Source organism: Paenibacillus sp. 01T422 (assembly GCF_056398785.1).
On sequence record NZ_JBFTQB010000188.1, the window covers coordinates 1 to 11401 of the forward strand.

Sequence of the window (11401 nt, forward strand, 5' to 3'; positions counted from 1 at the left end):
GTTTGTACACTTGTCTGCTAGAAGCGCAGGACAAACGTCTGCATGCAGCAACGGTTCGTGATATGCGGAAGTTCATTGAAGAAGAGTATGCCAATCCGAATATGTCGCTTGATTATCTCAGCTCAACGTTCAAGATTAATAGCAAATATGTAAGCAAGCTGTTTAAAGAAGAGACGGGACAGAAATTCGTCGACTTCCTGATTGATATCCGCATTCAGGTAGCGCAGCGACTGCTCGCGGAATCGCAAGCACCCATGCAAGAGGTGGCTGAGCAGATCGGTTATACAAGCGCGATCTCTTTCAGCCGTGTGTTTAAGAAAGTGGTTGGCTGTTCACCTAGCGAATTCCGCGAGGATGCGGTGCGCAAACAGATTGGGTGAATTTGGTTAAACCGTAGAAAATAGTTTACTTAGTCGCAGCAGCTCCGGAGAACCTCCGGGGCTGCGCGCTTTTTCAGTAGATAAGAAAGTATGCGAAAACGGTTAAGGGTACGATTCTTGTTTCTTGCAGCAGCCTGCGATCACCTTTACGATGAAGGTGTGAAAGCGCATTCCATCCAGACGAAAGGAGAAGGAGCCAATGTTAAGCATGCAGAAGGAATTAGGAACGTCCATGAAAAAGATGAAGCGTCACTGGCAGTTATATTTGGTTGTAGGTTTACCACTGCTATATTTGGTCATTTTCAAGTACATTCCAATGGCTGGCGTCGTTATTGCTTTCAAAGATTACAACGTCATTAAAGGCATTTGGGGCAGCCCATGGGTCGGTCTGAAATACTTCGAACAGTTTTTCGAATCTCCGAATTTCTGGCTGTATTTGAAGAACACGCTGGGAATTAGTATGTACGGTTTGCTTGTGGGCTTTCCAGCTCCGATCCTATTGGCGCTTGCTTTGAATGAGATTCGTAACGGCTTTTTCAAAAGCAGCGTGCAAATGATTACTTACGCGCCTTACTTTATTTCGACGGTCATCATGGTGTCTATCCTCATCGTCACCTTGTCGCCTAATGTTGGAATTATCAGCAAGTTTCTGCACACACTTGGTGTGGACAATACCAACTTCATGGGTATTCCCAGCTTGTTCAAATCGATCTACGTTTGGTCGGATGTTTGGCAGCACACGGGTTACGGTGCCATCATTTATATTGCGGCCTTGTCAGGCGTTAATCCTGAACTTTATGAATCGGCCAAAGTGGACGGCGCGTCCCGCATGCAGAAAATTATAAACATTGATATTCCGAGCTTGATCCCGGTTTCCGTCATCCTGCTTATTCTCAATTTAGGCAACATCATGAAGCTTGGTTTCGAAAAAATATATTTGATGCAAAATCCGCTCAACGTCAGCACGTCAGAAGTTATTTCGACCTATGTGTACAAAGTGGGGCTGCTCAGTTCCAGCTTCAGCTTCTCGGCAGCGATTGGTTTCTTCAACTCGGTTGTCAATCTGATTCTTCTTGTAGGGGTCAATTACATTGCCAAAAAGTTGTCCAGTTCGAGTTTATGGTAACCGCTGGCGCCGTAGTCCGTAAGAAGGAGGATCCTCTATGATAAAAACGTCAAGAATTCGCGAATCGCAGGGCGACCGATTGTTTCTGCTCGGTATTTATATCTTTCTGAGCGCGGTGTTAATTGTCGTCCTGTTTCCGCTCATTTTCATCATTAGCTCATCATTCAGCTCACCACAAGCCGTCGTCTCCGGCAAAGTGTGGCTGCTTCCAGTTGATGTAACGCTGGAGGGTTACAAGGCGGTGTTCCGCAATCCGCAAATCGTAACCGGTTACATGAATTCGTTTTTTTACGCAGTGGTCGGTACCATCGTCAACGTCGCGTTAACCGTCATGCTGGCCTATCCCATCGCCAAAAAGACATTCTACGGCCGCAATGTCATCATGGTGCTTCTCGTGATCACGATGATGTTCGAGGGAGGACTTATCCCCTTCTATCTCGTGGTCAAAAATCTGCATCTACTTGACACTCGGTGGGCGATGATTTTGCCAGGGGCCTTGGCGGTGTTTCAAGTCATTATCGCCCGCACCTTTTTTCAAACATCGATACCAGATGAAATTGCGGAAGCGGCGGAACTCGATGGATGCAGCGACATCCGATTCATTACGAGTATCGTACTCCCGCTCTCCAAGCCGATTCTGGCTGTGCTGACATTGATGTATGCCGTGGGTCATTGGAATGCCTACTTCGATGCTTTGATTTTCCTAAAATCACCGAATTTGTTCCCGCTGCAGATCGTTCTGCGCAACATTCTTATTCTCAATACCATAGATCCAACGATGGTGTCCAAAGTCGATCAGATGCTGGCCCAACAAGGGTTGAAGGACCTGCTGAAGTATTCGTTAATTGTCGTGGCGAGCGCGCCAGTCCTCATTATTTATCCGTTTGTGCAGAAGCATTTTGTTAAAGGTGTCATGATTGGTTCACTTAAAGGATGAATTTACATGTTTTGTAAAAAAAGAGGAGTTGTCACTATGAGAAATTGGAAGAAATCATATACCGGCGCTGTTGGAGTTGCGTTATGTGTCTCGCTCATCTTGAGCGCTTGCAGCACAAATACTGGCACACCCGTGGATAACTCATCTGCAGGCGGCGCGCCAGTCGCAAGCGAGGATTTCACACCTGTTGGACAATATCCGATTGTGAAAAAGCCGATGACGATCCGAATGTTCGCGCCACAGCTGGCCAGTATCGAAAATATGGAGACCAACTCTTTTACGAAATATCTGCAGGACAAGACGAACATCCAAATTAAGTGGGATCTCGTACCTGACAAAGCGCTGAATGACCGCAAACAGCTCATGCTCGCAAGTGGTGATTACCCTGAAGTGATTCTGCAAGGGGTTTTAACCAAAGATGAGCAGATGAAGTATGGCAAACAAGGTGTGTTTATTCCGTTGAACGATCTGATTGATAAATATGCGCCTAATTTCAAGAAAGCCATGGCTGATTTGCCTTACTTGAGAAGTTCCATCACATCGCCGGATGGCAATATCTATGCCCTTCCGCAAGTGAACGAGTGCTATCACTGTAATTATGCCCAGAAGCTGTGGATTAACCAAGCTTGGCTGGATAAGCTTGGACTGAAAATGCCAACGACAACAGATGAGTTCTATGAAGTGTTAAAAGCTTTTAAGGAAAAAGATCCGAACGGCAATGGGAAAAAAGACGAAATACCGCTGACTGGTTCGGACGACATGTGGGCAGGCAATATCGCGCAACCGCCAGGACGCAAATGTACTGGGCGGCATAACGACCGCATTGATCAGTTATGCGCACTCGCCAGACGAGAAGCACCCACGTCACAAAGATTATGTAACCGTTCCTCCGCTCAAAGGACCCAATGGTGTCCAGCAAGCGGGCTACTTCGCGGGAGTGGGCAGCTCTCAAATGGCGATTACGAATAAAGCGACCAAAGAGCAGCAAATTGCTGCGATCCGATTGGCCGATTATTTGTACACAGAAGAAGCGATTGTCCTGGAAGAGCGCGGCACGGAAAACGTAGGATGGCGCAAAGCGAAAGACGGCGAGCTTGATATGAACGGCAAGCAGGCGAAATATGCGGTCATTCCTAAGGTTGATAACAAGCCTACGCACAATGATGGTTGGGAGCAAATCGGGCCGTCGCTGCGTACGTTCCAATATCGCGATTCATGGGCAGCGCTGCAAGATCCGCTTGCAGAAGGGGCGTATGAAGTCCGTTTGAAACGTGAATCAGAGAAATACGAACCATTCCAATCGAAGGTTATGTATCCATCCAGCGTATTCATCGCACTGGATGATGCGGAAATTGCTGCGCAATTGAAAACGACAATTCGCGATTACATCAAGTCCAACATGGCGCAGTTCATCACGGGCAGCAAAGACATCGATAAGGAATGGGACAGCTATGTAAAAGGCTTTGACGGCCTGCAGCTTGCTAAATATATCGAGATTTACCAAAAGGCTGTTGCCAAGAAGTAACGAAGAGGTGACGAATATAATGAACTACGGTTTGCAAAACATGTTCTATAAGTATATTTGGTCAGCTAACTGGTGGAATCAGGGGCGCGAAGATACGCAAGTGAAGCACGTAGACCTTGCCTGCTGTATCAATGATAGCGCAGCCTTTCAGGCATTGATCAGCTCCGATCAAGAAGATTTGCTTGTTACACGTAGCCGGGATGCGCTGTTATGGAAGGGAGGGCCGATTCGAATTGTACGCATCGAAGTGGAGAYGGATGCTCCTTGTCAAGTTGACTTTCAGCTAATCGGGTTGATTGAGGGCGATAATCGCGCCATGATATCCGATGTACTGCTGGATGAAGCCTTTCAATTTGTTCGGAAACGCCAGATCCAGCCTATCTGGGTGGAGCTTCATGCCGATGAATCGGCTGCCGCCGGTCAATATGAAGGAAAGGTAAAGTTCTATACACATTCGATGTTCGAGGATGAGGTTTTGGAAAGCGAATTGACGTTTCGTTTGACGATCCGTGAACAAGCGCTGCCGAAACATCAAGACTATACTTTTTATTTGGACTTGTGGCAGCATAACTGTAATATAACTACGATTTTGCGCACTTGGATCGATATATTGAGCTGGGGGCGAAGCATGGCATTGACAGAGAACTGGAAGTGTTCGGTTTAATCAACATTTGGAAACACGATGATGAGGGTTACGGCGCGGTCGTGGAGGATTACCCTGATGCCATCCGCGTACGCTTTTTGGATGAAGCAACGGGCAGTTATGCCTTTATTCGGGATAAAAGGGATCTCGAAAATTATGTCGTAGCGTTAGAACAGCACTTTATGGCCAAAGGGTGGATCGACCGTGTTCGTGTTGTTGCTGATGAACCGGAGGATATCGGCTTATTCGAGGCAAGTATAGCTTGCTTACGCGAAATGGCGCCCTCGCTGAGGTATAAAGCAGCAATCAATCATACGGATTTTATTCGTAAAAATATCGAAGGAATCATGGATTATGTGCCTGGTCTCGACTGCGCGGCAGAGGAGTTTGAACAGCTTGCGCAGCTGAGAGAGGATACGAAGGGGACATTCGCGTATTATGTCTGCTGCTCGCCTGAGAAACCGAACACGTTCCTTAGTTCGCCCTCGATCGAGTCTCGGGTTATCCCTTGGCTCGTGGAAAAGCTGAAATTAGACGGCTTTCTGCGCTGGAACTATACCGTATGGCCAGACAAACCGCTGGAGCAGCTATCGTATAGGCCTCTGATTTGGAAGGCGGGCGATACGAATTTCGTGTACCCGGGGAAAAACGGCAAACCGCTGCTTTCACTACGCTACAAATGGCTGCAGCGTGGCATTCGTGACTACGAATACATGCAGCTTCTGAAACGAAACGGACAGGAAGCGTATGTGGAAGAAATGCTTCAATTTGTATTCCGATTCGAGCATCCGAGAGAGCTTGCACCCTTATCTGGAAAAAAAGCAGAGCAGTTGTACAGTTTTAAGGTAGATGACTATGAGCGATTATATCAAGGGAATGAGAAAGGTCGGATGAGATGAATCTTGTTCAGAAGTTAACCCCCACTGCCAGACAACTAGCTTATCAAAACTGGGAATTTGGCTTGTTTCTTCATTTTGGATTGCGCACGTTCTACGAAGGTTACGTTGATTTCGATGAAAGGCGGATGGACCCGGCCGCGTTCAACCCCGCTCGTTTGGATTGTGAGCAGTGGATTCGAACGGCCAAAGAGGCCGGAATGAACTACGCCGTTCTAACGGCGAAGCATCATGATGGGTTTTCCAATTGGCCTTCCCGCTACAGTCAATTTAGTGTGGCAGCTTCTCCGTGGAAGGAAGGGAAAGGGGATGTCATTCGCGAATTTGTTGAGGCATGCCGCAAATATGATGTGAAACCGGGGCTGTACTATTCGCCGTTTGATGGTTCTGCGGATTTCTACACCCAGGATGCGAAAGCCTATGATGATTATTTCGTTAATCAGATAACCGAACTGCTAAGTGAGTATGGAGAAATTGACATCCTTTGGTTTGACGGTTGCGGCTCTGAAGGGCATTCGTATGATTGGAATCGCATTATTGGTGAAATTCGCCGCATGCAGCCTCAGATTCTGATTTTTAATATGGGCGACCCTGATTTTCGGTGGGTAGGCAATGAGGACGGCATTGCGCCTGTGCCCTGCTTCAATGTCGTAGACGCGACAGAGTTTTCCATTTTGACGGAGAAGAAAGAGCAGTTAGGTGATCGTTTGTGGCTGCCTGCGGAATGCGATGTCCAGATGCGGGGGAATTGGTTTTATAGCGACAACGACGAACATACCCTGAAAAGTGTGGAAGAACTCATGGGCATTTATTTGCATTCGGTGGGCAGGGGAGCAAACTTGCTTCTCAATATCGGGCCGGATCGCAGCGGCTTGCTTCCTGAGAAGGACGTGGAAAGGCTGCTTGATTTCGGCTCCGAAATTCGCAGACATGTCGGAAGTCCATTTGCCACGCTAGCGCAATGCGATAAGCAGGGGCTTACGTGGGTGTATGAGACAGAGCAAGCACAGATGCTTGATCTTGTTGTCCTGGAAGAGGATTTAACTAACGGCGAACATGTCAGAAGCTTTAAGATTAGTATCATCACGCAAAAATCGAGACGGCCTGTAACCATTTATGAGGGACAACATATCGGCCACAAAGCTATCATTCGAGTCCCAGCCATCAAAGTCCGCGGAGTTATTATTGAGATCACGGAAAGTGATCAAGAAGCTAATCTTCAAGGACTAAGCTTTCATCATGTGGGTATTGGAAATGAAAACGGGAGGTAAGAAGATGAAAATCGGGCTAAGTTCATACAGTTTGCTGCAAGCGTTGAAATCAGGGAAGATGACAATTTTGGATGCTGTTGACTGGGTAAAAGCGAATGGCGGCGAACATCTGGAGCTTGTTCCTTACGGCTACACGTTGGTTGATAATCTTGAACTCGCTGATCAGCTTAGAGATAAGGCGAAGATGGTCGGCATCGACCTTTCCAACTATTCTATTCCCGCCAATTTCGTACAGGAAACGGAGGCGGAATTCGAAGAGGAGATGGATCGGGTCAAGCAGCATGTTGATCTTGTACATCGGTTGGGCATTCCGCATATGCGTCATGATGTTACCGCTTTCACATTACCTCCTGAGAAAATGACGATCCAATACTTTGAAGATAGCTTGCCGCTTATTGTTCGCGGCAGCCGGATCATTGCTGATTATGCGGCCGAATACGGCATTACGACGACGATCGAAAATCATGGATTTTCCGTACAAGCAAGCGATCGCGTGCAGCGTGTGCTGCTCGAAGTAAATCGTCCTAATTTCAAAACAACGCTGGATGTAGGCAATTTTATGTGTGTAGATGAAGCTCCGTTGGTCGGCGTGCGCAAGAACTTGCCGTATGCATCCTTAATACACTTTAAGGATTTTTACTTCAGACCGTATTTCCAAGACCCGGGGGAAGGCAATTGGTTCCGAACGTCCAATGGGAATTATTTGCGGGGCGCGATCGTTGGCCAAGGGGATATCGAGATCCGCGAAGTCGTCAAGCTGATCAAAAGCTCAGGTTATGACGGCTATGTAACGGTGGAATTCGAAGGGATGGAAGATTGCGAGTTGGGGTCACGGCTCGGCATGAACAACTTGCGAAGATTATGGAATGAAAATTAGCATGTAGTAAAAGGCTGCCTCCGCTTGATACAAGCGTTTGGCAGCTATTTTTTACCCCCGAGCTCCGAGCCCCGACCCCGACCCCGACCCCGACCCCGACCCCGACCCCCAAGCCCAAGCCCAAGCCCAAGCCCAAGCCCAAGCCCAAGCCCAAGCCCCAAGCCCGACCCCGATGCTGCTCCCCTCAAATGGGAACTACAAGGCGTTATTTCACCGAAAATTGGCGTATGAGCCGGTGAAGGGGAACTGTGGTCCGATATTTTGCCATTTTCAGAAGAAATGGCGCTCTTTTAGCTGAAATAAGGTCCTGTAGTTCCCCCACCACCCACGAAGCTCATATTTTCGCCCAAATAGCGTCCTGTGGTTCCACTAAATAAGGTTCCACACAGCCGCACAGCTAGTTATGCGCCCCAGATGCGCGGCATCGGCATCGATTCCTTGCCCAGCTCGGCCCAAATATACCGCAACAGCAGCTCGGACTTGAGCACAGCGTACTCAGGATCGTTCCATAGGTTCCGAATTTCACCCGGATCTTCTTGCAGATCAAAAATTTCACCGTAGGTTTGGTTATAATACACGGTGATTTTATATCGCTCTCCGACATACGTTTTCTGATGAATGGTCGTTGGCTCATGACGGAATTCACAGATGGCGTGGTCGCGAGCCATGCTGGCTTTGCCAGTCCATACCCGGCTTTGATCGACTCCCGTCATATGGTGAGGAATAGGAATTCCTGCCATGGACAGGAAGGTAGGAGCCAAATCGACGAGCGATTGAATGGCCGGCGATGTTCGACCCGCAGGCACATGTCCGGGATATCGAACGATAAACGGAAGTTTGATAAGATCCTCGTAATGAAAACCGCCCTTATACTGCAGGCCGTGCTGACCGAAGAAGTGTCCATGATCGGTGGTAAACACCACGATCGTGTTGTCGGCAAGGCCGAGTTCATCCAGTCGATCCAGGATACGGCCTATGTATTTATCCATACAGCTAATCATGCCGTAGTAGGTTGCAACTAATTGCTTACGCTCGCTTTCAGGCAGCTTCGTATGCGAATGATACCCGTGGATACCAAATCCGCTTTCACGCAAATGGGAAAAATCAGGCTCGGCTTCTTGCGTTAATCCGAAATGCGGCGGATTCTGGTCATGCTCGCCAGGTGTAACGGCAGGTATCGTCAACTGATTCGGGTCATACATCGTATCCCATGGAGCCGGAACGAGATAATCCGGATGAGGGTCAAAAAAGCTGGACCACAGAAAGAAATTCTCTTCTGAATCTTTGTACTGCTCCAGCAGCGCGTTTGTTCTTTCAGCGATCCATGTGTTGTAATGGTACTCCTCCGGGATATCCCAGTGATGCAGTTTGGAAGGATCCATCGTACCTGTTGGAGCGAGGAAATAATCTCTCCAGTTCGTACATCCTTTTTCCTCCATCCAAAGCGCATAATGTTGACCGACAAGGAATTCATTCGTATGATTGCGAGCTAGCTCTACATGGTCAAATCCATAGAAAACTTGGTCGAATGTTTTCCAGAATTCAAGATCCTGCAGAAGCGGGACTGATTCAAGAGAAGAATAAGCTTCGGTTTCCCGCAGGGGCTGGAAATGTGCCTTGCCGACTAAAGCGGTACGGTAAGAAGCTTCTTTGAAATCTTCGCCGACCGTATGGCGGTCTTCGAAGAGCTTAGTGCCAAGTGTCCAAGCCCCATGTTGACTTGGGTGCATGCCGGTGATGATGGAAGCGCGGGTAGGTGTGCAAGTCGGATTCGGGCAGTACGCACGCGTAAAAGTTGTGCCCTCCTGTACCAGACGATCCAGATTGGGAGTGGAGAGTTCAGAATTAAAGGCACCCAGTGTATCCCAATGTTGTTGATCGCTCGTGATCAAAAGAATATTAGGTCTTTTCAAAGTGTCTTCTCCTTTCTAATATGTAGATATGAATGCTTGATATAAGTATAAGATTGATGAGAAAATAGCTAAATATCAATATGTTTTGCACTTGTCATTATGTTGGATTCATTATGTTGGCTATACAGGAGGAACGAGAAGCCATGCAAGAATATGCGTTAGAATATGCGGATTATTGGTATTCTCTTCCATCCCCTTTACAAACGGCGGGAGGCTGCTGGATTGTGAGGGCGGGACGGAATGAGGCAAAGCCCAATTATATGGCAGGTCCCAAAGTGATTAACCAGACTAGCATCCATTGGATTCTGCAGGGGAAGGTGAGGGTTTCCGCCAACAATCGGACAATTGAACTTGCGAAAGGCGATTTGTTCTGTTTGTTTCCTAAACAAACATATACGTACGAAACGATTCATGAGTCAGACGAGAAACCGCTCAAAATGGCGTGGCTGGCGATGGAAGGCAATCAGCTTCCTTATCTTACAGCGCAATTAGGGCTCACAACAGATATATTTTGGTTGCAACAGATCATCAACTCGGAAGTAGGGGACGCTTTGCGGAACATTCTCGAAACGGTCAGCCAGCCGGAAAAAGACGTTCTTCAAGAGCAAAGCTTACTGTACGATTTGTTTTGGAAAATGAACAGCGCCTCCTCACGTTTAGTACGGGTAAGAAAGGTAGACTGGCTTGATGATGTGAAGGAGTATTTGGACTTGCATGCGACCGAACATATTCGAATTGAAGATGCTGCGCGTTTAGTGGGCGTTCATCGTTCCCATCTGTTTGCCTCCTTTCGCAATAAATACGGGGTCTCGCCGCAGCAGTATTTACAGAAAGTCAGGCTCACGAAAGGGGCAAGCTTGCTGAGAGAAACAGCATTATCCGTGACAGAGATCGCACTATCGCTCGGATATCCGGAGCTTTATTCATTTACCCGCTCGTTTACCAAATACTTCGGCGTTTCGCCTAGCTCATACAGAGGGACTTCCAAAAGAATAATTTGTTAGAAATTAGACTCTTCACGAGATTAGTAAAGACTTGTATGATGATGATAAATCACGAGAAACAAATGAAATTCACTTAATATATTGTGTGTTTCCTTTGTTTGTTATCCTTTTTTTTGTCAGGGTTTCTAGATCGACTGGAAATCCATTTTGTGTAAAGAAAAAAAGGGGCTCTATGTATAAAATTATAATCGTAGATGATGAGGCGGAGGTTAGAGAAGGAATCAGGGAAAGCATTGCGTGGGAACAACATGGTTTTGAATGTATGGGAGACTTCAGGAATGGCAGCGAGGCACTGGAGGCTATTGCTGATCTCAGGCCTGATCTCGTATTGTCAGATATTTGTATGCCTTTTATGGACGGGATTGAATTTACTAGGCAAATACAAATGAGCTATCCCTACATCAAAGTTATCATCCTCACAGGTCACGATGAGTTTGACTATGCTCAGAAAGCACTACGTTTGAAAGTACATGATTTTGTCCTCAAACCGATTACGGCGAACGAACTTCGTAGTCTACTGAATAAAGCGAAAGATGAATTGGATAAGGAAGCGGAAAGTCGCGAAAATCTATCTCATCTGAAGATGCAGCTTTATCAGAGTTTACCCTTACTCCGGGAGCGGTTCTTGGAGCAATTAATTGGTGGGACGCTAAGCGAAGCGAATATTATGGAAAGGCTCGATTATTTCGGACTTGCGCTGAGTGCTCCGAATTACCTTGTCGTCGCGGTTGATATTGACGATTTGGACGAAATTAGCAGAGACAAGTGGCACAATGACCCCGAGCTTTTTCGATCAGCGGCTTATAATATTGTGCAAGAAGTGATGGAT

General features: G+C 47.1%; 12 protein-coding genes. 11 read left to right on the forward strand and 1 reads right to left on the reverse strand.

What is annotated here, in order from left to right:
• The 9 genes from AC1DUA_RS12890 to AC1DUA_RS12930 all read left to right on the forward strand — a co-directional run.
• A partial coding sequence (locus AC1DUA_RS12890; RefSeq protein WP_477500138.1) for a helix-turn-helix domain-containing protein occupies nt 1-380 on the forward strand: 380 nt, incomplete at its 5' end.
• Between the two features lie 199 nt (nt 381-579).
• Nucleotides 580-1506, forward strand: coding sequence for an ABC transporter permease (locus AC1DUA_RS12895; RefSeq protein WP_477500139.1), 927 nt, complete (start codon nt 580-582; stop codon nt 1504-1506).
• A gap of 37 nt (nt 1507-1543) precedes the next feature.
• Entirely contained in the window at nt 1544-2443 is a 900-nt protein-coding gene (locus AC1DUA_RS12900; RefSeq protein WP_477500140.1) for a carbohydrate ABC transporter permease, read from the forward strand.
• Nucleotides 2444-2479: 36 nt separating this feature from the next.
• The gene (locus tag AC1DUA_RS12905; RefSeq protein WP_477500141.1) at nt 2480-3412 is read left to right on the forward strand and encodes an extracellular solute-binding protein; all 933 of its coding nucleotides are present in this window, start codon (nt 2480-2482) and stop codon (nt 3410-3412) included.
• Complete coding sequence (locus tag AC1DUA_RS12910) at nt 3396-3968, forward strand: type 2 periplasmic-binding domain-containing protein (RefSeq protein WP_477500142.1); 573 nt, start codon at nt 3396-3398, stop codon at nt 3966-3968. The genes AC1DUA_RS12905 and AC1DUA_RS12910 overlap by 17 nt, the downstream gene beginning before the upstream one ends.
• Before the next feature lie 19 nt (nt 3969-3987).
• Complete coding sequence (locus tag AC1DUA_RS12915; RefSeq protein WP_477500143.1) at nt 3988-4632, forward strand: hypothetical protein; 645 nt, start codon at nt 3988-3990, stop codon at nt 4630-4632.
• Complete coding sequence (locus AC1DUA_RS12920; RefSeq protein WP_477500144.1) at nt 4566-5510, forward strand: DUF4091 domain-containing protein; 945 nt, start codon at nt 4566-4568, stop codon at nt 5508-5510. The genes AC1DUA_RS12915 and AC1DUA_RS12920 overlap by 67 nt, the downstream gene beginning before the upstream one ends.
• Nucleotides 5507-6778 carry an alpha-L-fucosidase gene (locus AC1DUA_RS12925; RefSeq protein ID WP_477500145.1) on the forward strand — a complete coding sequence of 424 codons (1272 nt, stop codon included), beginning with the start codon at nt 5507-5509 and terminating at the stop codon, nt 6776-6778. The genes AC1DUA_RS12920 and AC1DUA_RS12925 overlap by 4 nt, the downstream gene beginning before the upstream one ends.
• 4 nt (nt 6779-6782) lie before the next feature.
• Nucleotides 6783-7655, forward strand: coding sequence for a sugar phosphate isomerase/epimerase family protein (locus AC1DUA_RS12930; RefSeq protein WP_477500146.1), 873 nt, complete (start codon nt 6783-6785; stop codon nt 7653-7655).
• Nucleotides 7656-8056: 401 nt separating this feature from the next.
• On the opposite strand, the gene AC1DUA_RS12935 is transcribed toward AC1DUA_RS12930, so the two are convergent.
• Complete coding sequence (locus tag AC1DUA_RS12935) at nt 8057-9568, reverse strand: sulfatase family protein (protein WP_477500147.1); 1512 nt, start codon at nt 9566-9568, stop codon at nt 8057-8059.
• A 143-nt stretch (nt 9569-9711) separates the two neighbouring features.
• Here AC1DUA_RS12935 and AC1DUA_RS12940 point away from each other — a divergent pair, with 143 nt between their 5' ends.
• Entirely contained in the window at nt 9712-10572 is an 861-nt protein-coding gene (locus AC1DUA_RS12940) for an AraC family transcriptional regulator (protein WP_477500148.1), read from the forward strand.
• A gap of 172 nt (nt 10573-10744) precedes the next feature.
• A partial coding sequence (locus AC1DUA_RS12945) for a response regulator (RefSeq protein WP_477500149.1) occupies nt 10745-11401 on the forward strand: 657 nt, incomplete at its 3' end.

Bases quoted from the DNA above. Each gene is read 5' to 3' on its own strand.
- AC1DUA_RS12930 (WP_477500146.1), top strand. From the start codon at position 6,783: ATGAAAATCGGGCTAAGTTCATACAGTTTGCTGCAAGCGTTGAAATCA.
- AC1DUA_RS12910 (WP_477500142.1), top strand. From the start codon at position 3,396: ATGGCGATTACGAATAAAGCGACCAAAGAGCAGCAAATTGCTGCGATC.
- AC1DUA_RS12940 (WP_477500148.1), top strand. From the start codon at position 9,712: ATGCAAGAATATGCGTTAGAATATGCGGATTATTGGTATTCTCTTCCA.
- AC1DUA_RS12900 (WP_477500140.1), top strand. From the start codon at position 1,544: ATGATAAAAACGTCAAGAATTCGCGAATCGCAGGGCGACCGATTGTTT.
- AC1DUA_RS12895 (WP_477500139.1), top strand. From the start codon at position 580: ATGTTAAGCATGCAGAAGGAATTAGGAACGTCCATGAAAAAGATGAAG.
- AC1DUA_RS12905 (WP_477500141.1), top strand. From the start codon at position 2,480: ATGAGAAATTGGAAGAAATCATATACCGGCGCTGTTGGAGTTGCGTTA.
- AC1DUA_RS12925 (WP_477500145.1), top strand. From the start codon at position 5,507: ATGAATCTTGTTCAGAAGTTAACCCCCACTGCCAGACAACTAGCTTAT.